17 protein-coding genes, 1 tRNA gene and 1 CRISPR repeat array are annotated in these 23,238 nt (G+C 53.0%); of the genes, 8 read left to right on the top strand and 10 right to left on the bottom strand.

All coding sequences use genetic code 11. From position 1 onward, the window contains the following. Positions 1–693: 693 nt before the first annotated feature. The 3 genes from MIH18_RS05585 to MIH18_RS05575 all read right to left on the bottom strand — a co-directional run bounded on the left by MIH18_RS05585 (position 694) and on the right by MIH18_RS05575 (position 5,269). Positions 694–1,236 (bottom strand): recombinase family protein, encoded by a 543-nt coding sequence (locus MIH18_RS05585; protein WP_249014115.1) that lies wholly within the window; start codon positions 1,234–1,236, stop codon positions 694–696. Positions 1,237–1,659: 423 nt separating this feature from the next. Beyond that, complete coding sequence (locus MIH18_RS05580; RefSeq protein WP_249008203.1) at positions 1,660–4,467, bottom strand: CRISPR-associated endonuclease Cas3''; 2,808 nt, start codon at positions 4,465–4,467, stop codon at positions 1,660–1,662. Positions 4,468–4,471: 4 nt separating this feature from the next. Continuing rightward, positions 4,472–5,269, bottom strand: a complete 798-nt coding sequence (locus tag MIH18_RS05575; protein ID WP_249008204.1) for a WYL domain-containing protein — start codon at positions 5,267–5,269, stop codon at positions 4,472–4,474. Positions 5,270–5,402: 133 nt separating this feature from the next. Between MIH18_RS05575 and MIH18_RS05570 the strand changes: the two genes are divergently transcribed. From MIH18_RS05570 to rhuM, 5 genes are all read left to right on the top strand, one after another. After that, positions 5,403–6,479, top strand: coding sequence for a hypothetical protein (locus MIH18_RS05570; protein WP_249008205.1), 1,077 nt, complete (start codon positions 5,403–5,405; stop codon positions 6,477–6,479). Continuing rightward, entirely contained in the window at positions 6,476–7,276 is an 801-nt protein-coding gene (locus MIH18_RS05565) for a type I-F CRISPR-associated protein Csy2 (RefSeq protein ID WP_249008206.1), read from the top strand. Before MIH18_RS05570 ends, MIH18_RS05565 begins: the two co-directional genes overlap by 4 nt. A gap of 9 nt (positions 7,277–7,285) precedes the next feature. Then, positions 7,286–8,389, top strand: a complete 1,104-nt coding sequence (csy3, locus tag MIH18_RS05560; RefSeq protein WP_249008207.1) for a type I-F CRISPR-associated protein Csy3 — start codon at positions 7,286–7,288, stop codon at positions 8,387–8,389. A 10-nt stretch (positions 8,390–8,399) separates the two neighbouring features. After that, positions 8,400–8,972: a type I-F CRISPR-associated endoribonuclease Cas6/Csy4 gene (gene cas6f, locus MIH18_RS05555; RefSeq protein WP_249008208.1), complete on the top strand. Its 573-nt coding sequence runs from the start codon at positions 8,400–8,402 to the stop codon at positions 8,970–8,972. Positions 8,973–9,115: 143 nt separating this feature from the next. Continuing rightward, a CRISPR array of direct repeats spans positions 9,116–11,304; the repeat unit is 28 nt; unit sequence GTGAACCGCCGTGTAGGCGGCTTAGAAA. A 477-nt stretch (positions 11,305–11,781) separates the two neighbouring features. Further along, the gene (gene rhuM / locus MIH18_RS05550) at positions 11,782–11,958 is read left to right on the top strand and encodes a RhuM family protein (protein WP_249008209.1); all 177 of its coding nucleotides are present in this window, start codon (positions 11,782–11,784) and stop codon (positions 11,956–11,958) included. 394 nt (positions 11,959–12,352) lie between these two features. Here the strand turns inward: rhuM and MIH18_RS05545 are convergent, their stop codons facing one another. The 3 genes from MIH18_RS05545 to MIH18_RS05535 all read right to left on the bottom strand — a co-directional run bounded on the left by MIH18_RS05545 (position 12,353) and on the right by MIH18_RS05535 (position 14,810). Next, a complete protein-coding gene (locus MIH18_RS05545; RefSeq protein ID WP_249008959.1) occupies positions 12,353–12,541 on the bottom strand; it encodes an AlpA family phage regulatory protein in 189 nt (62 codons plus the stop codon). Between the two features lie 393 nt (positions 12,542–12,934). Further along, a tRNA-Pro gene (locus tag MIH18_RS05540) sits at positions 12,935–13,011 on the bottom strand. Between the two features lie 155 nt (positions 13,012–13,166). Then, positions 13,167–14,810, bottom strand: coding sequence for an FMN-binding glutamate synthase family protein (locus MIH18_RS05535; RefSeq protein ID WP_249008210.1), 1,644 nt, complete (start codon positions 14,808–14,810; stop codon positions 13,167–13,169). 149 nt (positions 14,811–14,959) lie between these two features. On the opposite strand from MIH18_RS05535, the gene MIH18_RS05530 reads away from it, so the two are divergent. Next, positions 14,960–16,552 carry a BCCT family transporter gene (locus MIH18_RS05530; protein WP_249008211.1) on the top strand — a complete coding sequence of 531 codons (1,593 nt, stop codon included), beginning with the start codon at positions 14,960–14,962 and terminating at the stop codon, positions 16,550–16,552. 116 nt (positions 16,553–16,668) lie between these two features. Here MIH18_RS05530 and MIH18_RS05525 read toward each other — a convergent pair whose 3' ends face one another. From MIH18_RS05525 to MIH18_RS05515, 3 genes are read right to left on the bottom strand one after another with little or no spacing between them, the layout of a single operon-like run. Further along, the gene (locus MIH18_RS05525; RefSeq protein ID WP_249008212.1) at positions 16,669–17,616 is read right to left on the bottom strand and encodes an alpha-L-glutamate ligase-like protein; all 948 of its coding nucleotides are present in this window, start codon (positions 17,614–17,616) and stop codon (positions 16,669–16,671) included. A gap of 1 nt (position 17,617) precedes the next feature. Further along, positions 17,618–19,135 (bottom strand): inactive transglutaminase family protein, encoded by a 1,518-nt coding sequence (locus tag MIH18_RS05520; protein ID WP_249008213.1) that lies wholly within the window; start codon positions 19,133–19,135, stop codon positions 17,618–17,620. After that, positions 19,132–19,935 carry a RimK/LysX family protein gene (locus MIH18_RS05515; protein WP_249014114.1) on the bottom strand — a complete coding sequence of 268 codons (804 nt, stop codon included), beginning with the start codon at positions 19,933–19,935 and terminating at the stop codon, positions 19,132–19,134. Before MIH18_RS05515 ends, MIH18_RS05520 begins: the two co-directional genes overlap by 4 nt. A 280-nt stretch (positions 19,936–20,215) precedes the next feature. On the opposite strand from MIH18_RS05515, the gene MIH18_RS05510 reads away from it, so the two are divergent. Both MIH18_RS05510 and MIH18_RS05505 read left to right on the top strand, forming a co-directional pair. After that, on the top strand, positions 20,216–21,559 hold the full coding sequence (locus tag MIH18_RS05510; RefSeq protein ID WP_249014598.1) for a DNA recombination protein RmuC: 1,344 nt from the start codon (positions 20,216–20,218) through the stop codon (positions 21,557–21,559). After that, positions 21,540–22,424, top strand: a complete 885-nt coding sequence (locus MIH18_RS05505) for a hypothetical protein (RefSeq protein ID WP_249014113.1) — start codon at positions 21,540–21,542, stop codon at positions 22,422–22,424. Before MIH18_RS05510 ends, MIH18_RS05505 begins: the two co-directional genes overlap by 20 nt. A gap of 17 nt (positions 22,425–22,441) precedes the next feature. On the opposite strand, the gene MIH18_RS05500 is transcribed toward MIH18_RS05505, so the two are convergent. Next, positions 22,442–23,215, bottom strand: a complete 774-nt coding sequence (locus MIH18_RS05500) for an enoyl-CoA hydratase (RefSeq protein WP_249014112.1) — start codon at positions 23,213–23,215, stop codon at positions 22,442–22,444. Between the last annotated feature and the right edge of the window lie 23 nt (positions 23,216–23,238).

Genomic DNA, 23,238 nt, shown 5'->3' with positions numbered 1-23,238 from the left:
AGCGACTAAAAAAGTGACTTTATGAAAGCCTGTAGCGGTCAAATTTGACCGCAGATGGCCGCGATTGAGCCAAACAAAACTCTATTTGTTGAGAGCCCGATAAACGGTCGTTTTCTGAGCGCTAATTTTGCACTCTCAAAAACTAACTTTTCTTGTGGTTTTTTGATAAACAATTGCGTCTAAAAATCTACGACTAGAAAACGGTAGGGCAGCTTGGCAGTCGGCACACTGCCTGTAGCGACGAAAAAGTTACTTTAAGAAAGCTTGTGCCTGTAAAAACTGACCGTGAAGGGTAAGTGTCGCCAGTAGCGGTCAAATTTGGCCGTCACCCTGGTCAGACGATGCTATCTCAGGTTGTGTGCGCGCACACAAATCCCGGATTCCCCCTGTCCATCCGGAAAATTATGACTACGATGGTCGTCCACCAGCTTTTAGGGTGGTTAAAATTTAACCTAAAATGGTCTAATTTCCCTTTTTTATCAATGAATTATAGCCAAAAAATCAAAACGTTCACCGGTGACCGTTTTGGCTTGATTAGGATCATTTAATGAAAAATCTACCCTTTATAGACAACGCCATCTCCAGTTGTGTGCGCGCACACAGAATTCGGTGACTGGCGAATTGGCAGCTTCAGGCGGGGTGCGGAGCGGTCAAATTTGACCGCAGATGGCCGCGATTGAGCCAAACAAAACTCTATTTGTTGAGAGCCCGATAAACGGTCATTCGTGAGACTCCCAAATCTCTGGCAATCTGAGCCTTGGTTTCTCCATTTTCGACACGCTTTTGAATCTCGGCGTCATCAACATTTTTTTGGCGACCTTTATAGGTGCCTTTAGTCTTCGCTACCTCAATTCCGGCGCGTTGCCGGTCCTTAATAAACTTCAGCTCCATGTCCGCAACCATGCCAAGAACAGTGATCACCATACGACCCATTTCACCTTTGGTTGTGATATCCGGTTCAAGAACTCGTAACGAAGCACCTCTGGTGTCCAACTCGTGGACCAGGTTCAGCACATCGCGCGTAGAGCGACCAAGACGGTCTAGCCGGTGTACAACAAGCTCATCATCCTTGCGTAGAAACTCCAGTACGGTATTCAGCTCGATTCTCCCGTCCCGCGAAGCGCCTGATCCGGTTTCAGACCGAATAACCTCACAACCTGCCGCGGCCAACTTATCGATTTGAATGTCGAGATCCTGGCTGGCACTGCTAACACGCGCATATCCGATACGAGACATAGTTTTCCGCTCAATTGTCACATTAGGGTGACTATGGTGATGATACTGTCACTAACCTCAATTAGTAACCCTATAGTGACACTTTAACATGTAACACTGAAAAGTAACCTTGGGGTGTACTCTATTGTGACGGGTAATGTCGTTCAAATTATGTGGGTAGTCTTCTTGGAGCCGGAAATTTTGGATCGCCACTTCAAATAAAGGCTGGTTGAATCAGTGAGCGCACCTCATTACTGGCACCTCTTGCATTCACCCTTTTAAAGCGACAAGAAGACCCAAGTTTTTGATTGTTTAACACTCAAAAAAACACGCAAAATCTATGGCCAGAAACGGTCCGATTACTGTTCGTTTTTTGCAGCACTAGTAATTTTCTGTAGACCTCGCTCCGCTTTTCCCATTAGCAAGGGCGGAGGAAAGAGCGCGCTATCTCCGGAAGCCAAATCTCCAGTCGATCGTAAGTGCGACTGGCTTCGAACCTCTCTGATTCTTGCTGATACTGAACTCAAAGGCTTTATCGGGGGTAAGTGCGAATCTCTCGGCATAGGCCGCCAGGTCCTCCGCACTCCAGCTCAACCAGGTATTTGACGCGGGTGCCACTTCGGAGATCAGGTCAGTTCGACGCTGCCAGGTGCTTTTTGTTGGCCCGTGCGTCCAAAGATGAAAAGCTCCGCTCCGATATGTCCAGAGATCTGAGTGATCCTGATCGCGGAGAGGGTATTTGCGGTAGAACCATCCGGTCATCCAATCAGAGCCACGTTTTGAGTTTTCTCCGACAAGTATTTTGTTAGGTCTTTCGACAGTGTTGCGTATAGCTTGGTCTTCCAACTGAGACATTTCGTGTTGCCCAAGCCTAAGGCGAGCGTCGAGTATTGATGCAGACGACCAGTCGATAAGTTCATTCAGATCATGAGTCCGCCAAGCCGCGCCGGGCTCAGTAGGTTCATTGCCCGGTCGCCTGAATACGGCGCGGTTGGTTTCACCTTCATTTCGGCAATAACGGGCATTGAATTGCAGTACATGAATGTTTGGCGAAGTGACCGGAGCAAGTCTGTGGCGGTTAACGCGTCCTGCGGTTTGTACGATGGAGCGGGTGCTTGAGGGCTCGATCACGGCCCAGTCAAAGTCATGATCCCGTCCTATTTCCTCCACTGGGCTTGCCACGATGATCAGCTTTACGTGCGAGCTCTTTGAGCTCTTCACTAGCTCCTGTACATATTCTGAAGATTCCAGCTCTACATTACCGCGTTTGCGGTTCAGCAGAGTGTCGAGCATGTGCTCCTTACGCTGGCGCTGAATTAGAAAGTCGTTCGAGTGGTAGCAGGCGATGTAATCGACGGGAAAATGATCACTGAGGTAGCGGGCCACTTCGATTGCCACCGAGATGTTCGCGATACGCACAAGGCCGACGCTGACGGTTTTCTGAAGATCCGCATACGTCCAACGGTGAGCGGCGTCTAGGTCGATTATCGATGTTTTGATAGCCTGGCAGAATGCTTCCATTGACGGAGTTTCCACTGTCGCGCAGTGAGCCAGCTTGGTCGGACTTCCCGACTGGATGGCGAGCGACTCAAGCATGAAAGCCTCATAACGTTCTGCTGTATCTTCGGCGGTTGGCCTTTCCATTATCAGTGGGTCGCTCAGGTTGCTGATGATCCCGACAAAGGGTACGCCTTTTATCTCATTTTCCCGGCAGTAGAGTTCACTCCCTCTTAGGAAGGTTTTTGCAAGCTCCTTTACCACAGGCTTGGGCAACGTGGCAGAAGATGCGATCACGTTCGAGCCGTGACTGGCGGCAGTGTAAACCAGCCTGAGAATTGCAACGAAGGCAGTCGGATCATAGTCATCTATTTCGTCGATGATGAGGTCCGCACTCATAGTGCGAAGCAAAGCCAGCGCGTGATGGCCCTGTTTCTGCGGTTCGCCCGCAGCGATCAGGAAGTCTGTTGTGGATACCAACAGAGGAACACCAAGCAAGCGAGCATCGTCGGGGCTAGGGCCAAGATATTCCCTCAGAAAATCTGGAATCGCCACTTCAGGCCCGACAGTGTCGAACTTTACTTCTTCGGGATTCTCGTCCGCTTTTTGCGTCGCCTCGAACAGCTGACGTACAACAGGACTTCCGATAACGCAAGCCAGCTCTTCGCGGGTGAGCCCGAGTTCGTCCTGGAAAACCTTTCCCGTTTGGAGCGTCAGTACACGCAGGTTGAGTACTGTTGAAACTCTAAGTTTTGAGCGAGTATTTATCGCTGCGGCGGCTTTGAGGTTCATACGTGTCTTGCCCGCGCCAGTCCCGGCAACATCCAAAACCAGAGTAGGCGCGTCAGAGCGCTGACGCGCGGCGCGAAGGGAGTCAAAAGCAGTGTTCTGCCAAGCGAACCGGCTTGATGACGGCGCAGGTTCAGAAATACGCGCCAGGCTCGCCGCTGATATACCTGGCCAGTTGTGACGGCGAAATTCCTCGGCAATTTTTTTGGCCAGCGAGCCTACCTCAAGCAGGTGATAGCTTAGGCTCTGATTGAGCTGGCGTGAACCGCCTTCATCCGATTTGAGTGTGTTGGCATAGACGGTTTCGCCTTCGTGCAGGCAGTGTCTGCGAGAAACCGTGTGATCTGCAATAATCAGGCAAGCCCGAACATACAGCGCAACTTTCTGAAGGGATGTGCTTTCCACTGAGCTTTCGATGTGCTCAAGCTCATCGAGCAGTGTGTTAATCCGCTCGCTCACGAGGCTATTTAGATTGCTCCGTGCCGAAAGGTAGTGTCCGGGATTCTGGGCAAAAGGGTGGTCGATCTCTTCTTTTCGAACATGGGCCCGGCTACTGGCCACGTTTGAAGAGTCGCTGTCACTCTTAGTATTGGGCGCAAAAAGACCATGGTGCGTGGCCACTGCAAACCGGACTACATCTAACAACCCGGCCAAGGGGGTGCGCTTCTCAAAAGGGAAATCAGATAGCTTACCCGTCCAGTCATCTTTGTTGACTGCATTTTGCGCGTCCGCTAGGGACGGCGCTTGGCCATCGGTTTTGCTGTGGCGAAGTGCGATAAACGCATCCAAAAAAGACAGCGACATCCATTCGTGTCGCACAGGGTCACGAGTTGGAAAACCAGACAGGCTTAGCTTGTCTTGAAAAAGATTAGTATTTTTCCCAGTATCGTGCCAGACGCCGGCACATTCGGCGCAGAGCCTGAGTATCAGATCGATGGCGTCTTTCTCGGTATTTCCCCCCGGCATTCGGCTATTCTCCGTCTTCTAAAGGTGGCCAGATAACATCTTCGCTTGTTGGGGCGTGACCGAAGCGCCGCAGATATTCAAAGCGATGCGAAGGCTTTAGATGGACAAAACCGTTACTTATCTTCAGCTCCTGTTCAAGCACTTGGCACTGGGCTGAAGTAAGGCGGCCATCTAGTTTCGCCGGGAAGTAGCGTTTTGCCTCCTCCTTGACACCTTGTCCTGAGCTTTTTCGACTCCGGCCTTTCAACGCTCGTGCAAAGACGATTCGCGAGAGGACGAACGTCTTGAGCTTTCCATCCTCAATGTCATAGGCGCGAAGCCGCCATTGACCGGCAAGCTCTTCCAGCCCCACAGGCTTTACCAGCCGCGAACTCGCTTGGGCGCCAGAGCGCATCGAGACATAATCAATATGCAGGTCGCTGTGTTCTACGAACGCAGAAACAATCTCTGAGAACGTACCTGGGCGTGGCGGACGGAAGTCGAACCATTCACTGCGGTAGATAGGGAGCTCGCGTTCACGCAACCCGGTGTCTTTAAAACGGTAGCAGCCGGCAAAAAGCGACTCCATAAGGTCCTGCTCACTGGCCTCTTTTGGCACCTTCGCCTCGGCTTTAGGAAGGATGCGGTGACCATCACGGAGCAGGTATTCACTGTGCTTTTCGACGGCGGCATTCATCAGGAACGAGGCATGGGATTCGGCGATCTGTCCATTAAAGGCAGAGAGGACGTCCGCGCGTTTTACATACCCGAAGCGCCAAGCTCTTCGCAAAATAAAATGACTCACTTCCCTGTTGAGTACCAACGAATCATCCCCGATTTAAATGAATTTCGAATGTTTAATAACGTTAGCATATGAAACGTACGATTTGTGGAGCTTTCTTTGGTTCTTTATGTTTGCAAGGAGGGGTAAGGTCGAAGAAAAGGAGGATGGAGAAATGGCAAAAAAAACGATCAATGAGATTGAATCGCTGGATGAGGCGACCTACAAGGAGTCGTTCTCCCAGTTGCTTCACTTCTCTTTCAAAAGCGTCAATAGCAACACCGGGTCTGGCGGGATTCGGCTTTCGGCAGACAAAGCGCGGGACACAGCGCCATATGTCAGCACTGAAGGGGCGCTGGCGCAAGGGTTTTCGGTCGCCGTCGATTATGCCTCGATGTTCCCGCAGACAATCGCCACGCACCTTAAACACGCGCGCATTGCTCAAGGAAACGACGAAAAGCAAGTGATGAGCAGTCCCGAGCGTATTCTGCAAACACTTGAGAACGAAACACGGACATCTCTCGAACTCAACACCGGGGCGGCAGAACCAAGGCTGCGGCAAATACTTCTACCCATTGATACGGAATTTCGCGGGTACCTAGCCTTCACACCCTTGGTGAGCGCCGGTCTTGCCAAGTTGCTTAGAGAGACCGAGTCTTCGATGCGTTCGGGTACTGATTCAAAAGCGCAGCGGCGACTCCGGCGAGCTTCAGTGCAGGTGGGCGGAGCCAATCCTCAGAACGTGGGCGCCCTGATCACCGAGTTTCAGCGACCGCTTATGTTCTCGGCACCACAGGAAGACCCGGACCTCAAGCGTGCCCTAAGCCTCCATTATCGTGGCATGACCATAAGGCTGCCTGAAGAAGCCGTGTCGAGCTATATCGAATGGCGGGCTAAACAGCTTCAACGCGGTGGCGGTCGAATGTCTGGCAAATCACGTGTGCGCCAAAGCGAGACCGCCATTGTCGGCGAGATCGCTCGATATGTGCTTGAGCAAGCTCGTCGCTGTACGCTACTGCTTGAACGTCATCGCCAAACACTTCCAGGCGAATCTTTAACAGATCCAGGGCTTCCTCTCTTCCAGCACGGACTTCTTGATCACAGCCGGCGCAACAGCCTTTGGCGAGCTGAATTCGCTCAGGCGCTGGCTCAGCGCATCGCCGATTATCGACTGAGGGATGAAATGTCGTTGGGCCTAGATAGCAGCGGGATAAGCGGCCTCGCTAACATCATTGAGCAGGTGACGTTATGAGTGATCAGTATCTTATCCTGCCGCGTCTGTCCGTACAGGCAGCCAATGCATATCAGTGTCCGCTCTTTCTGAGTGCGTGCCCAGTGAGCGCCGCCGTTCTCTTCGCTCATGCTTTGGCTCGGGGAATAGGTGCTGAGGAATCGCCGAGGGGTGTGGCGTATCTACATCACGATGCCCAGCACCTCGGGGAGTACGACCAATACGGCAACTTCGTTCCACAACAGCGAAGGGGCGCATCATTTATCGATAAAGACGATTATGCCGGTGGCGCCGCTACGCCAAGCTTATCGCTTCAGCCAACGGCATCAGTACACCTGTCGGTCTCTCTCGTCATCGCGTTTGACGAAGACGAGGAACTAGATACCGCAGCAGTGGAGCGATTTCTTAGCGGGGCGAGGTTTGCGGGCGGCAGTGTCACCACGTTTGGTCAGCCCAAGCGCTTCGACTCTATCGAAGAGGCGAGTAAGCGTTTGCCCAATGGGTTCTGGGTTGTGGATCGCATCGACCTGCTAGCGCAGCCGGATAAAGCGCCTCACGTCACCTTGCTTGAGCTGCTGATGCAACGCTCTGCTGACATTCCATGGCTAACTCCCATCGTGGCCGGATACCGGGCCTTGACCGCAGCCGAACACAAAGAAGGTGGCCGATTCGGCTACGCTCACGCATATGGAGAGCCCCTTATCGGGCTTGCCCAGTTTCAGTCTTCTACCCAGCGGCGAGCTGCTAATGCCGCTGTGCCTTTCTGGTCCCTACGTTGGACCGACGACGTAACCTGCCTCATCCAACAAACCCAATAGGTGACGAATATGTCTACAGAACAGCAACCGATTTTAGAACTGCCCAGCAGCCTCTCCCTCAAGCGCAATATTGTGATTTCCGATGCGCGCATGTATAGCCTGATTAAAGGCGAATACGCCGATCACCCTGTCACGGTGATCCGTCACGGAATCCGTGGCACGAACAACACACTCAAAGGCTCAGACGGCAAAGAGGAGGGTTCTGGAGAAATCAGTACGACAGTGGAGCCGGAAGATGTACGCAACCTTCAGGAAATTGATTCAGCCAAACTGGACCCCAATTCAACGGGACTTGTAGTCGAGTTTTCGTTTGCCTTGACCAACTTGGTCGACGCGATTTCCGGTATCAATCCGAATAAAGAGCAGACAAAAAACCCCAGCTATGTTGAGGCATTTCGTGAAAGCATCTTGGGGTTTATGGAACGTGCAACGCAGAGCGAAGGTATTACGGAAGTCTGTAATCGCATAGCCCGCAATGTCATGAACGGACGGTGGCTTTGGCGCAATCGGCTGATTGGTGAAGCTATTACCGTGACCGCAGTCTGGAAAGGCAAGCTGATTGCTGAAGCTGAAGCCTTAGCACTTTCGCTCAAGGATTTTTCTGATTTTACCGAAGCCGAGCAGGCATTCGGGGCAATTCTCGCCGATCAGCTTCGGGGAAAAGGTAGTAGCCCCATCACGGTCACTGCAAAAATCCAGACATTGGGACATGGAGCAATCGAAGTCTACCCATCACAAAACTACATCCCGGGTGCGCGCGATGACGACAACCTTCCAAGCCGAAGCCTTTATGTCTTGAATAAAGCGCCTTTTAACCAAGATGTGCCCAAAATCATTGGCGAAGCCGCGATTCGTGATCAGAAACTCTGGAATGCACTTCGGACCATCGACACCTGGTACGAGACTGGCGGTGGCGCTCGGCCTATCGCCGTCGAACCGATGGGCGCTAACCTGACCGATCTCAGGTTTTACCGCACTAAAGCCAAGTCCGCTTTCAAATTGCTTGAACGCTTGAATGAACTCGATCCTGCCGCTGAGGATGGCATGTTTATGATCGCAGCGTTCATTCGGGGCGGTGTTTACACCACACCGAAAAAAACGCCAAAGAAGTGAGGGGGTTCTAATGACATCAGATCACTACTTAGACATTCGTTTGCTTGGTGCGGACTCAAGCGATCTGAATCTGCCCGCGATCGCGAATCGGGTGATGCACGTCCTGCATGGTGCGTTCCGTCAGGCACCGGGCCAATACGCCCTGGCCCTGCCAAGCTGCAAGCCGGACCAGCGGTGTAGTATCGGGGACAAGCTGAGGGTGTTTGGCAGTGAGAGCGCACTAGCGGAATTGCTTGATCGCACCCGAGATCATTTTGTCTTCCGCGACTACTGTCAGGTTTCGTCGATTGCCAAAACGCCGGACGACTATACTGGGCCCTGGATTCGATACCGCCGCTACCGTGTTAGCAATCGGAATGCGGAGCGCAAACCGGACGGCGACTTGCGTGAGCGCAGGATGGAGAGTGCTAGCTCACGGGGCCTGCCCTATTTTCAGGTGCGTAGCGCATCTAATGGCAAAGGATTTTCACTGTTTGTCGAAGTCGAAAGCAGTTCGGCCGAGCTTGGGGCCATCGAACCGGACGGATATGGACTGAGCACAACGTCACGGCCTTTTTCGCTTCCGGATCTTCCTTTCGGGTGACGGAGTTCCAAGAAAACCCTTTTTCTTCGAGCCTTAAACGCTTACGTCAAAACAACGACTTAGAAATCGCGCTGAAAAAAGGTTTTTAGCGGCAATTAACACTAACTATCTGAGAAAAATACATTTTTGCTATTTTGCTTCAAGTGAACCGCCGTGTAGGCGGCTTAGAAATATGCCAGCGGCTACGAGCTGACCTTTGGTGAGTGAACCGCCGTGTAGGCGGCTTAGAAATATACTTTAGGTCAGTAGAATTAGCTCTAAATGTGAACCGCCGTGTAGGCGGCTTAGAAAGCGTGGAAGCGTACCTGTTTAAGGGCCCCATGGTGAACCGCCGTGTAGGCGGCTTAGAAATGCAAGCTTCTCGGCGACGGTAAGAATAATAGGTGAACCGCCGTGTAGGCGGCTTAGAAAAGACGAAATGACGCCCGGCGTTCCTCGGCGCAGTGAACCGCCGTGTAGGCGGCTTAGAAAACGAAAAAGAGCAAACAAACCTTTGCCGGCAAGTGAACCGCCGTGTAGGCGGCTTAGAAATTGACTCCAACTCTTCAAGGGACTCTCCGTCCGTGAACCGCCGTGTAGGCGGCTTAGAAAAGATGCTGGAGGGTCAAATTTGTAGCCCAAATGTGAACCGCCGTGTAGGCGGCTTAGAAAGTCTGCGCTTCGATCTTCGCGGACTGCTCACGGTGAACCGCCGTGTAGGCGGCTTAGAAATTGGAAGATACTGCAATTCAGATTGCGCGTGAGTGAACCGCCGTGTAGGCGGCTTAGAAAACTGCTGCGCAGCTGATCGCATGAAGCTGTATGTGAACCGCCGTGTAGGCGGCTTAGAAAAGCGGATCTCACTGATGTGCCCACTGTCGATTGTGAACCGCCGTGTAGGCGGCTTAGAAAGAAAGCAATATGCAGAATCTGAACGTGCAGATGTGAACCGCCGTGTAGGCGGCTTAGAAAGCCGGGCACGGCGGCGTCATACCAGTTGTAACGTGAACCGCCGTGTAGGCGGCTTAGAAATGGCCAAATGGAGACACACCTACACCCCCAGTGTGAACCGCCGTGTAGGCGGCTTAGAAATGGATGAACTCGCCCTCTTCCCCGAGCAGAAAGTGAACCGCCGTGTAGGCGGCTTAGAAAGTTGGCGGCAGGTGGACGAACTACTATAACTGGTGAACCGCCGTGTAGGCGGCTTAGAAAACTGACATTATTCAAGCGGACGCCAACACAGAGTGAACCGCCGTGTAGGCGGCTTAGAAATGAAACTCATTCTCCTGAAGCACTGACGCATCGTGAACCGCCGTGTAGGCGGCTTAGAAAGCCCTGGCCCTCACTGCCGCGGGTGCGGGGGTGTGAACCGCCGTGTAGGCGGCTTAGAAAGCACCCTTGCGCAGAAGAACCGGCTTGTACTGGTGAACCGCCGTGTAGGCGGCTTAGAAAGCTAGAAGATGGGGCTGTTGCTTTGCAAAGAGGTGAACCGCCGTGTAGGCGGCTTAGAAATGCGCCCAGGTCGCGCAGCAGATACCAGCTTCGTGAACCGCCGTGTAGGCGGCTTAGAAAAAACCCGGCACCACCTATCACGAGCAAATAATGTGAACCGCCGTGTAGGCGGCTTAGAAACTCTATGAGCGCAAGCAACGGCGAGCCCATGCGTGAACCGCCGTGTAGGCGGCTTAGAAAAGAAGCTGTGTCCTCGAGGCGCCCCTCACGCTGTGAACCGCCGTGTAGGCGGCTTAGAAACTTGGGTCCGGTGATACAATCACCATCGACTCGTGAACCGCCGTGTAGGCGGCTTAGAAAAACTCTTTAAGAACGGCGCGGGTAAGAACCTGGTGAACCGCCGTGTAGGCGGCTTAGAAAACTGGTGGGCGTCAGGTCTATGGTCAGGCCAGGTGAACCGCCGTGTAGGCGGCTTAGAAAAGCCCCAACTCCTGTACAGCGCTGGCCAGATAGTGAACCGCCGTGTAGGCGGCTTAGAAAACATCGAGCGCCCCGCAATAGCCGCCAGAATCGTGAACCGCCGTGTAGGCGGCTTAGAAAATCATCAGAACCGGAAAACCGCAGGACGTGCCGTGAACCGCCGTGTAGGCGGCTTAGAAAAGATCGGCGTCCAATGGCAGGAAGCTGTAGCTGTGAACCGCCGTGTAGGCGGCTTAGAAAAGTCAATTTCGGCCCGTACAGCCTCATCCAATGTGAACCGCCGTGTAGGCGGCTTAGAAAGGAAACGCAAGCAATGCAAGTTGCAGTTAACTGTGAACCGCCGTGTAGGCGGCTTAGAAATGATTCATACGGCTGCGGAACTGGTATTGCTCGTGAACCGCCGTGTAGGCGGCTTAGAAATTAACAGTTCACATGGGCTGTAACTTGTAGCGAACCAGTGTTCAGAATTATTCCCTGCTATTTCTACGAATGAAGCTTTATTTTTACTGCGCATAATGCCCATTATGAAATGCTCTACTTTTTATGAGCGTTACTACTGCAATTCAGCGTTGTCTTATCGCACCGTTGGTAAATGACGCGGTAAAGCATGTCCTGAAAGCGGACAACGGCAGTGGCCTAGTTGCCGCCAATTGTTTCTGTGAGTTAACAGTAGAGCTTGCCCGTAGGGTCTGTTCCGTAGCTGTTTTGATCTCAGTGGTTCAGATCTGTGAAAGAGGAGCCGCCCTGTAATGCATTAATACCCACGATGCAGAGGGGTTGTCTTGACCGGTTGAAACCAATGTCTTCCTTATTTGATACCTTCACTGATAACGTCGGTTTACACCTGAAGAATGTGTAAGCAGAAGGGGAGTTTGAGGAAGGTTGAACTACCGAGGATTTGTCGGTAGTTCACCAGGAGGGCAATCGCCGGGTTCGACGCCGTATCAAGCAGTTTAATCTGGATGCCATCATTTCCGTGGGCTATCGAGTCGGCTCCGAACCCGCAACCGAATTTCGCCAGTGGGCGACGCAAGTTCTGAAAGAACATTTAGTTAATGGTCATACCCTCAGGTAAAACCTTCCGCCATTGAGTTCGGAGCAGATATTTGAGTCTTTCTCCTTTCGGGTAGGAGTTGATCGCACCTTGAACAATGTCAGAAATAATAATAGTTTTTCTGACATTAGTTGTAGGTATGTGCCATGTCTGTTAAAGAGTCCGTTCAGCACCAGATTGCAAAAGTTCCACTATGTGAACCCTTTACCAGCAGCCATTTCCTTCGGTTGGGGTCGCGCATTGTAGTTCTCCTATAAGTTAATTAGTAAGTACATTCAAAGCTCACTTATTAATTAACCTTCGGATTGATGTTGTCGTTTCGTGAGAGTTGATGAGAAGGTCATGGTAGCGCCCGCTCAAAACTGTGGACGGCAGTCCTGGCAGCTCTTGGAGCGTTTTTGGCTTTTTGAAGTGACTAAACTTCCACCAACTCATTTTGTCGCCGAACTTTCTCGTCGTGCTGTTCGAGGTCTGACCTGTGCCAGCGGCTAGATCCGGAGCTGAGTTTCAAGGGGTGAGGGAATTTACCTTCCCGAACCCAGCGCCAGATGGTGAACCGGGACACTGAGTAGTAGTTCCCCACCTCAATATCTGTGAAGTACATCTGCAGTTTGATTTTCATTTTCATCACCGTTTGGTTTGTGGGTACAGCTTAATATTACGGAGATGCAACCGGTGTTTGGGACGTGTAACTTTCTAGAAAATGCAATTAGACGAGAATGTCGTAAATAATTTATGCGGGATCGGTAAATCTGGGGAGTAAACTTTGGATAGCATGCAATAGCTGAAGAGGGCCGCGTTTTGGTCGCGACTTTAGTGCATGCTAAAGTAGCAATGACGGAAACGAAGAAAGCCTGGATGAAAACGAGATGCTTCGGCTCGATGTCACAGGCAGTGACACCAAGAAAATGGCGGTTTTGGGTTTGTGTACCCTACAAGTACCCAGCCAGAAACGAAAAAGGGCACACCCGAAGATGTGCCCTAAGTCGTTGATATATGGTCGGGACGGTAGGATTTGAACCTACGACCCCTTGCACCCCATGCAAGTGCGCTACCAAGCTGCGCTACGCCCCGATGTGCTAATTTCTGCCTGTTCAAAACGATGTTTTGGCGGCACAGGCCAGCGAGACTTAAAGAGGAATCTCAGTGGCTTAGCGGGAGCGAATATTACATGAGAAGATTCCAAAAAGAAACACCAACCGGCGAAAATGTGCGGGTTTTAGCGCGCATTAACGTAATTTGGTTTCCCGCAGTTTGGACACGAATTCGGGTGGGGCGAAGCTATCCGGATTGGATACTCCCCAGTACTTGTCGAATACGGCTAGGCCGGTGTCGCCTTTCAGCAGCGCACCAGGCTCGATAAACGGAAACAGGTCCAGATAGGAGGCGACTTCGGTTTTTGATACCCGGCGAATGATATGTTCCGGGCCTAGCTCGGAGGGGTGGCTCAGCCCGCCCGCTTGCAGCAGATTTTGCAGGGCTTCCAGGGTGTTTTTATGGAAGTTGTAAACCCGTTCGCTTTTCAGGGGTACATCGATTTTTTCGCCGCGCCTTGGATCTTGTGCCGCAACGCCACTAGGACAGCGGCCGGTGTGGCAGTTCATGGCTTGAATGCAGCCCAGCGAGAACATGTAGCCGCGCGCTGAGTTACACCAGTCGGCGCCAAGTGCCAGAGTGCGGGCGATGTTGAACGCCGAGGTGATTTTCCCAGCGGCGCCGATCGCGATGTCTTCACGCAGATTGCAACCCACCAGTGTATTATGCACCAGCAGCAGAGCTTCGGTCATCGGCATGCCCAGGCGGTTGATAAACTCAAGCGGCGCCGCGCCAGTGCCACCTTCGCCGCCATCTACCACGATAAAGTCAGGCCGCCTTCCGGTTTTCAGCATGGCTTTTACAATGGCGAACCACTCCCATGGGTGGCCCAGGGCAAGCTTAAAACCTACCGGCTTACCGCCGGACAGCTCACGCAACTGATCGATAAACTCCAACATTTCGATGGGCGTCGAAAACTCCGAATGCGCCGCAGGGGATACGCAGTCTTCACCCACCTCAACGCCGCGGGCTTCGGCAATCTCCGGCGTTACTTTAGCACCGGGCAAAATACCGCCGTGCCCTGGCTTGGCCCCTTGAGATAGTTTGAGTTCAATCATTTTTACTTGATCGAGTTGGGCGTTTTCGGCAAAGCGTTCTACACTAAAACTACCGTCTTTGTTGCGACAGCCGAAGTATCCGGAACCGATCTCCCACACCAGGTCGCCCCCTGGTTGGCGGTGATAGCGGCTGATAGAACCTTCGCCGGTGTCGTGGTAGAAGTGGCCTTTTCTGGCACCGGTGTTCAGGCTGAGGATGGCGTTCGCGGACAGCGAGCCAAAACTCATGGCTGATATGTTGAACACGCTGGTGCTGTAAGGCTTTGCGCAGCTTTTGCCCACGGTAATGCGAAAATCACTGGTGTTGAGCTGGGTAGGGGCCAGTGAATGGCTCATCCACTCAAAGCCTTCCTCATACATATTCAGCTGGGAGCCGAACGGGCGCTTGTCGAGAATGTCTTTTGCACGCTGGTACACAATGGTGCGCTGCTCGCGGGAAAACGGTCGCTCTTCGGTGTCGGACTGGATGAAGTACTGACGGATTTCCGGGCCAATGGCCTCAAAAAGGTAACGGAAATTGGCCATAATAGGGTAGTTGCGGCTAATCGTATGGCGACGCTGTAACAGGTCATAAGTGCCAAGGGCTGCAAGCAGGCCGAATGCCAGAGTAATCAGATAGGCGCCGCCAATCCACGCGCTGACAATCAGCGATATCAGAAATCCGGCGAGGCTTAGCGCATACGCGGTGTAGCGCAAAGGGAAGGTTTTAAATCTGTTCATAGGCTCCTCGTCAGAATTTTGATGTTTTGAGCTCAAAGTATTATTATTGCCGGCTTGTTATGTTTCAAGGCTATTTTTTGCACCTACGGGTCGACATCCAAACTCAGACAGCCTGAATGTAATGCTAATGACTGAAAGAGGCGCCAATTGTGGGCAAAATTGTAAAAGACGAATATCAAACAGATTACGTAGCCGGGCAGGATAATATCCGGCCGTTCGGGCTAGATCTTCATGCACCCGTGTTTCCGATAACCGCCATAATCGTGGTGTTGTTCGTTGTCGGTACGCTGATGTTTCCGGCTCTCGCCAAAGAATTGCTCGACGGTGCCAAGCTAGAGATTATCAACACATTTGACTGGTTCTTTATGCTCAGTGCAAACGTGTTTGTTGTTGTCTGTTTAGCACTGATCTTCATGCCCGTGGGCAAAATCAGGCTGGGCGGCATGGATGCCAAACCGGATTTTTCCACCCTATCCTGGTTTTCGATGCTGTTTGCGGCAGGTATGGGTATTGGCCTAATGTTCTGGGCGGTAGCAGAGCCTGTCGCCTATTACACGGGCTGGTTTGGCACGCCGTTTAATGTAGAACCTAACACGCCTGAAGCTTTGGGCCTGGCCATGGGCGGCACTATGTTCCATTGGGGTCTGCATCCTTGGGCGATCTACGCCATTGTGGCCTTGTCACTGGCGTTTTTCTCGTTCAATAAAAATATGCCGCTGACCATTCGTTCCGCCTTTTTCCCGCTGCTGCGTGACAAAGTGTGGGGCTGGCCCGGGCACATCATTGATAGTCTGGCGGTGATTGCGACTATTTTCGGGCTGGCAACGTCTTTGGGTTTTGGCGCCCAGCAGGCCGCTGCCGGTTTGAATTATCTGTTTGGTGTGGGCTCGGGTATCAATGTACAGATGGCGATTATTGTGGGTGTCACCGCATTGGCGCTGTTATCTGTGCTGCGCGGATTAGACGGCGGCGTTAAGGTGCTGAGTAATATCAACATGGCCCTTGCGGGTATCTTGCTGTTCTTTATTATCTTTGCCGGTCCGACCATGTCGATTCTGGAAACCCTCTGGATAACCACCACCAGCTACGCCACCAACGTGGTTGCCTTTAGTAATCCGTTTGGCCGCGACGATGATGTTTGGATGCAAGGCTGGACGATATTTTATTGGGCCTGGTGGATCTCTTGGTCTCCGTTCGTAGGCATGTTTATCGCGCGTGTTTCTCGCGGTCGCACTGTGCGTGAATTCATCATCGCAGTGCTGCTAATTCCCACGGTGATTACGGCTGTGTGGATGAGCGCGTTTGGTGGAGCTGCGCTGGAGCAAATCCAGCAGGGCGTAGGCTCACTGGCTGATGAAGGTTTGACCGATGTTAGCTTGGCGACTTTCCAGATGTTCGCGAATCTTCCGCTGACCGGTATTATCTCCTTTATTGGTATTGTGCTGGTGTTGGTGTTCTTTATCACGTCGTCGGATTCTGGTTCGTTGGTTATCGACAGCATCACCGCCGGTGGTAAAACTGATGCACCCACGGCTCAGCGTGTGTTCTGGGTGGTAATGGAAGGCGCAATTGCCGCGGTGTTGATATTCGGCGGTGGTGATGATGCACTAGGCGCTATTCAAGCTGTTTCGATCAGTGCCGGCCTGCCGTTTACGCTGATCCTGTTGATCATGACCTGGGGCTTGCTGAAAGGTTTGACCCTAGAACGCAAGTTGCTGATTCAGAGCGGAGAAATGACTTAATTCGCTAATATATCGGCGAATTAGATCGTAAAAAGCCGGAAAGTGTTTACACGCTTTCCGGCTTTTTTTTGGCTGCGCAGATGCGCGCTGGGCTTTTGAACGAATGCCACTGTGTTCTAGCGCTTATGGAATTCTTCCATCGCAAAGCGTGCGCGGTCACCGGGGGTGAAGTGGGGGCGTTTCAGATTTTCAATGGCACGTAAGCGCGGCAGTAGGCCGCAGCCGTTGGCCATTTGAATAGCCAGGCCCGGGCGCGCATTCAGCTCCAGCAGCAGCGGGCCTTCGTCCACATCGACCACCAGGTCTACGCCCATATAGCCTAGCCCGGTCGCCTCATAGCAACGGGAGGCCATTTCCAGCATTTCATCCCAGGCGACAATATGGATATTGCCCAAAGATAGGCCGGTGTCCGGGTGCAGAAGAATGGGGCGATTAAACTGAACCGCGTTCAGGCTTTTCCCTGTGCCAATGTCCAGCCCTACGCCCACCGCGCCCTGGTGCAGGTTGGCTTTGCCGTCAGAAGCCTTGGTGGCAAGCCGCAGCATGGCCATCACCGGGTAGCCTTTAAACACAATAATGCGGATGTCTGGTACGCCCTGAAACGAATAGCGCGCCAGATCCGGTGTGGACTGCACCAGGTTTTCGACAATGGCCACGTCAGAGGCGCCTGCCAGCGAATACAGCCCCGCCAGAATATTGGTCAGGTGCCGTTCCAGCACATCCACGCCAATACGGGCGCCGGAGGCTTTGACGAATTCGTCGCCATCGCGCCCGGTGACGACGGTGATGCCTTTGCCTCCAGACCCTTTGGCAGGCTTTATGGCAAAGCCGGCCAAATCCGCGGACATTTCACGGAAGTGGGAAATTTCGTGTTGCTGACGAACCACCTGCAAAAGCCGCGGTGTTTTCACATCGTATTCGGCCACCACCAGCTTGGTTTTCAGCTTGTTGTCGACCAGCGGGTAGGCCGAACGATCATTGTAGCGCGCAATATAGTCCACATTACGCCGGTTCATGTTGAGCATGCCCAGGCGGTTCAGCGTAAACGGTGATATCCAGCCCATATTAGTCGTACACCTTCATCGGTGTGAAACGGCGCAATTCGCTGAGTTTGTAGCCGGTGTAATTACCCATTAGCAGAATCAGGCCCAGAATAACCAAGTGCAATTCGGGGAAGTTGAAGGTCAGGTGTCCGGCCAGCGGTGCACTCATCAGCAGAAAAGCGCAAATGGCGACAAATAGACTGCCTGAGCCTTGTCTCATGACTTCCCGCGCGCCTTCTTCTTCCCACAGAATCGACATTCGCTCAATGGTCCAGGCGATAATAACCATAGGGAAGAAGGTCACCGTCATGCCGGTATTAAAGCCCATCTGATAACCTACAACGCTCAAGCCGGCGGTAATGAATATCACCAAGATTATTAACGCCGAGATCCGTGAAACCAGCAGCAGGTTCAGGCTGGAAAGGTAGCTGCGCATTAACAGGCCAATGGCGACCACCGACAAAAATGCTACCAACCCGGGTATTAAAGTGGTCTGCACAAACGCTACCGCAATCAGTACTGGCATGAAGGTGCCGGAAGTGCGAATGCCGATCAACATGCGCATGAAGGCCACCACCAGTGCACCCAAAGGCAATAGCAGCAGCATGCGGAACATGCTTTGTTCTTCAATCGGCAGTTCGTAAAAACTCAGAAAACCGAGGCCGGTCTCTTTAGATTGCATCGCTGCCAGTTGAATGGCGGGAATGGTCTGGCGCAGCATAGAGAAGCTGATCTCGGAGTTGGCGCCGCCTACCACGTCCAACAGCGACGCGGAGCCCTGGCGCCACAACAACAGGTCTTCCGGCACGCCCTGTTCAGCGGTGCGGGGGTCAAAGGTCAGCCATTCTTCGCCGGTGTGAATTTGCAGGAATGCCAGCAGCGGCTGGCGCCGGCGAGCGTCTTCCAGCTCCAGGCCATCGGCGGCGCGAGCGGGTATGCCATAGAAGTTCAGCATGTCGACCAGTAGATCGAGATAATTTCCGCCAGCAATTAGAAGGGTGGTGTTCTGGGTACCGGTATCTGGCTGCATTAGCCGGATCAGTTCGCGGGTCATGCTTTGTGGATTACTGGAGCGTTGCCTGGCCTGCTCCAGTATTTCCCGCACAGCGGTGGCTTCGGGTTCCTCCCAAAACACGGTGCGCGCCACCGGTTTTACTTTGGCGGGTAAGCTGCGAACGTCTGGGTCTGGGATCAACTGGACTTTGTAATACAGAGTTTGTGGACCGGTAACATCGCGCTTGGTCCACTCGGCGCGCCGCATGCCGGCTTGTTCCAGAATAGAAAAGCCGTAGCCAGGCGAGGCGGCTTGTTCGCTCAGGGTATGAAAGCCCGGGGGCTGATTGGGTACGTTCAGTGCAGCCGTCACGGAGCCGCCTGTGGCGTCAAAATCCACCCGCGCCTCTACCATCCACACCGGCCGTTGTTCGCCGGTCAGCCAGGGAATTCCCAGTTCAATGTGGCGCCACACCGCCAGGGAAATACCGGTAGCAATAATCAGAAAAATCGCGATGTAAAAGGGTGTGCGCGATCGGGTACTCATAAAGTCCCGCCGTTGGCCATGGTTTCGGGCAGTTCGGTTGCAAACTCTTTGCTGACATCAATCAACATCACATCGCGCAGTACGTTGCGGCCAATCAGCACCTGATGGGTAAGGTGCGAACGGTCGGTCAGGGTGAATTCGGCGACTTGCGTATGGTTGCCAATGGCAAATTGCAACTCCACCACCACCCGACGTTCGGGGTCGTCGGCGTTTGATTGGAGAATTTTTACCCGTCGCGAGATGTCTTTTTCAAGGGTTAGCAGCTCTTCGCTGCCGGGCACTGGCACATCAAAGCGTACCCAGTTGCTGCCGTCGCGTTCGAATCGAACAATATTTCGCGCGTCAATGGAAGACGTTTCGGCGCCGCTGTCGATACGGGCGTTGTAAACGGTTTTGGCTGCGGCCAGGAAGAACTTTTCAACTTCGCCCACAATGAGTTTGCCTTTGAGCTGACTGGCCACGGCCTTGGCTGTGGTAGCCGCGGGGCAAGCCTGCTGTTTCGGCACGGGGGGGCATTCTGGTGCTTTAACTTGGGCGCTTATGGCTTGCAGAATGGTTTCGGTAGATGCGGTTTGATCGTTGAGTGCTTGCTCGAAGCGTACCTTGGCGTTGTTCTCTATGGTGACCAGCGTCGCCCGCTGGTTTTGCACCGAGGTGTTCACGGTTTCCAGATTGGATTTGGGTACCATAAAGTACTGATCTGCCGAACAGCCGGCCAGGCTCGTAAGTATCACCAGCAATGGCAGCGCCAAGTGGACGTTGCCACCAAGTTTTGACCCTATGAAACCCTTTAAACCCATGAACTACCTCCGAAAAAAAATGACAAAAAAGTGCCCTAACTGACAGGTCAGCGGCACGAAATGGCTGTGTGATGGTGTTTCGGCGGAGTATACAGCAACTCACGTTAGCGATTTGTTTACAGATGATTAAGGCGACGTGTATCCCGTCAGCAACAATGGCAAATGAATAGGTTAAACTTGTCAGCGAACTGTTCCAATGATAATACCTAAGGAGTAAACGCCAGTGCTTGAAACCTTCAGCCAATGGGTTGCAGACCAGCCCGTGCTTGTACTCTCGCTGATGGTGGCGATTTTTATTCTGGTACTGATATTAGCCGGATTGATGCAGCGTGCCGGGCAAAATAACCGCCGCCTGCTGGCCGACTACAACGACCTGAAACTGGCATTAAGAGAGCAGCAGATAATGCTGGCCCATGAGCGCCAGTCGGCGGCGGAGAAACTGGCGCTTCTGGAGCACAATCGCGATGCGCTAAAACAGGAATTCGAGAATCTGGCGAACCGTATATTCGATCAGAAAAGCGAGCGTTTCAGTCAGCAGAACCAGAGCAGTATGGATACGCTGCTAAAACCGTTTCGTGATCAACTCAATGATTTTCGACAGCGCGTCGAAACCGTACACACTACCGAAACCCGCGACCGCCAGGCTCTGCGCAGCGAAATAAAATCGTTGCAGGAGCTTAACCGCCAGATTACCGAAGAAGCCTCTAACCTAACGCGAGCGTTAAAAGGCGATAAAAAAATACAGGGTAACTGGGGCGAGTTGATTTTGGAGCGGGTGCTGGAAAGGTCCGGGTTGCGCAAAGGCATTGAATACGAAACCCAGGGCAGCTACCGCGACAGCGATAACCAGCTGCTGCGGCCAGACGTGGTGGTGCACCTACCGGATAACCGCAACCTGGTGATAGATTCCAAGGTGTCGTTAGTGGCTTATCAGCAATGGGTTATCAGCGACGAAGGCAGCGCCCGTGATGCGGCGCTGAAGCAGCATATGGACGCCGTGCGCAATCACATTCGCAGCCTGAGCGATAAAGATTACAGCCAGCTCAACGGTTTGCGTTCACCGGATTTTGTGCTGTTGTTTATGCCCATTGAACCGGCTTTCGTAGCAGCCTTTCAGCACGACGACAGTCTGTTTTCAGAAGCCTTCGAGCGTAAGATTATTGTGGTGACGCCCACCACCTTGCTGGCCACTCTGCGCACCATCGAAAATATCTGGCGTTACGAGCGCCAGAGCCAGAACGCCCGACTGATTGCGGAACGAGCGAGTGCAGTTTACGATAAATTACGGGTGTTTGTAGAAGCTATGGAACGCCTTGGCGGCCAGTTGCACACCGCTCAGGGCAGCTATGACAGTGCGATGAACACTCTGACCCGCGGCCGCGGCAACCTGATTTCACAAGCCAACCGCTTTGTGGAATTGGGAGTGCGGGTGAAAAAAGAACTGCCCAAGGCCGTCACCGAACAGGCCGAAGTCGACCCTGAAACTGACTCCGACCTTGATTCCGGTTTTGACTCAGAGCCCGCTCTTGGCCGTAATAAGAGCGTCTCCAATACGCCAGGGAACACTGAGCCGGGCGCTGGCGAATCTATTGAGGAAAACAGTTATGGCAGCAACACCGTTTAAATCTCCTGGTTACCGGGCGTTAGTCGTGTGTGCCCTTTTGTACGCGGGCAGTGCTGTGGCGCTGCCTGCGGAGCACGAAATTCGCCGCTTGATGTTGGCGACCGAGCAAGCACTGGCCGCTGAAAACTGGGACGACGCCAGCGAGTACCTGGGGCGTTTGCAGCAGCTAGACGGCGAGCGCCCGGTGGACTTTTATTTCTACCGTGGCCGGGTGATGCAAAAGTCGGATCTGTTAAACGAAGCTCAAGCCTCGCTTGAGATGTATGTCACTCGCGCAGGCAAAGAGGGCCAGTATTACAAACAGTCGCTGGAGCGCATTACTGAAATAGAGAAGCTGCGCAAAGACCGCGCCTTGGCAGTGGTGACCAATAATTCTGCAGTGCCGTTACAGCCGCTAGTAGCCACCATTGAAGCCGCTGAAGGGCAAAGCCCGGCTGATCTGAAAAAACTGTATTTGGCAGACAGCGAGGAGCAGGCGTTATTGATTCACCTGAACAGTGTTTTGCAGTTGTCAGGTTGGCGCGAAGACAAAGCCATTGTGCAGTTGGACCAACCAGCAGACATTCGCTACCAGGTTGAAAAACGCAACAGCAGCCTGCTGATTCAGCAAATTACCCGTCAGCAAGGGGCCATGCTGCGCAAAAGCCAACAGATTGACGTTTACGGCATTAGCCCGTTGGTAAAATGGGATTGCGAACCAAGCCTGGCCACTTGCTGGGTGTATGATCCAAGGGACGGCTCGCGGTTGTTTCAGTTAGGCGCTAACCAAGGCCAGGCGGAAGACATTGCTCGCACGCTGGGGCGTCTCATCCGCAACCTGCAGGCCGCCGGTAAGCAGGTGGCCTTGCCACCTGTGTCCGGTTAAGTGCTGTTTTAGCAGACTCAGCTAAAACGTGAGAAGTCTGGCTTACGCTTTTCTATAAAAGCGCGAAATGACTCGGCTGCCTCCGGCGACTTCAGGCGCTCACCGAACAGCGCGCCTTCTGCCCGCATGGTTTCTTCCAGAGCTTCGCGATTTGGCCGTTTTAGCAGTTCTTTGGTAGCGCGAATGGCCGCTGGTGCCTGTGCAACCAGTTTCTGACAGGCCTCCCAGGCTACTGCTTCGGTGTTTTCAGGTTCGCACACGCGATTGATGATGCCCAGGCGTAACGCCTCTTCCGCACTAAAGCGGCCACCCAGCATCAGCAGTTCAGCAGCCCGTACGCGGCCAATCCACATGGGCAGTAAAATGCTGGAGCCACCTTCGGGACAAAGGCCAAGGCTGGCAAACGGCATTTGAAAACCGGCGTTGGTGCCTGCCATCACCATATCGCAGTGCAGCAGCATGGTAGTGCCAATGCCTATCGCCGGCCCGTTAACCGCCACAACCACCGGTTTGGTTGCATTAACCAGCACAAGCAGAAAACGGCCCACCGGGGTTTCGCGGAAATCACCGGGCAAGCCTTTGGTGAAATCGTTAAGATCGTTGCCGGCGGTGAAACACTCATTGCTGCCGGTAAACAGAATGCAGCGAATGTCCTTGTCGGCTTCGGCCTGATCGATTGCGTCGGCCATGCTGGTGTACATAGCGTGGGTAAGGGCGTTCTTGCGCTCTGGGCGATTCAGGCGAACGATTAAAACCTGGTTCTTTTTCTCAATCAGAATAGGGTCTGTCACGGTGTCTCCCGATACTTCTTTGT

Origin of the sequence: Marinobacter sp. M3C (assembly GCF_023311895.1) — a bacterium.
GTDB lineage: Bacteria > Pseudomonadota > Gammaproteobacteria > Pseudomonadales > Oleiphilaceae > Marinobacter.
The sequence above is the reverse complement of the archived record's forward strand: the minus strand, read 5'-3'. Positions and strand labels throughout refer to the sequence as shown.

Bases quoted from the DNA above. Each gene is read 5' to 3' on its own strand.
- MIH18_RS05585 (WP_249014115.1), bottom strand. From the start codon at position 1,236: ATGTCTCGTATCGGATATGCGCGTGTTAGCAGTGCCAGCCAGGATCTC.
- MIH18_RS05580 (WP_249008203.1), bottom strand. From the start codon at position 4,467: ATGCCGGGGGGAAATACCGAGAAAGACGCCATCGATCTGATACTCAGG.
- MIH18_RS05570 (WP_249008205.1), top strand. From the start codon at position 5,403: ATGGCAAAAAAAACGATCAATGAGATTGAATCGCTGGATGAGGCGACC.
- MIH18_RS05565 (WP_249008206.1), top strand. From the start codon at position 6,476: ATGAGTGATCAGTATCTTATCCTGCCGCGTCTGTCCGTACAGGCAGCC.
- csy3 (WP_249008207.1), top strand. From the start codon at position 7,286: ATGTCTACAGAACAGCAACCGATTTTAGAACTGCCCAGCAGCCTCTCC.
- cas6f (WP_249008208.1), top strand. From the start codon at position 8,400: ATGACATCAGATCACTACTTAGACATTCGTTTGCTTGGTGCGGACTCA.
- MIH18_RS05545 (WP_249008959.1), bottom strand. From the start codon at position 12,541: ATGTACTTCACAGATATTGAGGTGGGGAACTACTACTCAGTGTCCCGG.
- MIH18_RS05535 (WP_249008210.1), bottom strand. From the start codon at position 14,810: ATGAACAGATTTAAAACCTTCCCTTTGCGCTACACCGCGTATGCGCTA.
- MIH18_RS05525 (WP_249008212.1), bottom strand. From the start codon at position 17,616: ATGGGCTGGATATCACCGTTTACGCTGAACCGCCTGGGCATGCTCAAC.
- MIH18_RS05520 (WP_249008213.1), bottom strand. From the start codon at position 19,135: ATGAGTACCCGATCGCGCACACCCTTTTACATCGCGATTTTTCTGATT.
- MIH18_RS05515 (WP_249014114.1), bottom strand. From the start codon at position 19,935: ATGGGTTTAAAGGGTTTCATAGGGTCAAAACTTGGTGGCAACGTCCAC.
- MIH18_RS05510 (WP_249014598.1), top strand. From the start codon at position 20,216: ATGGTGGCGATTTTTATTCTGGTACTGATATTAGCCGGATTGATGCAG.
- MIH18_RS05505 (WP_249014113.1), top strand. From the start codon at position 21,540: ATGGCAGCAACACCGTTTAAATCTCCTGGTTACCGGGCGTTAGTCGTG.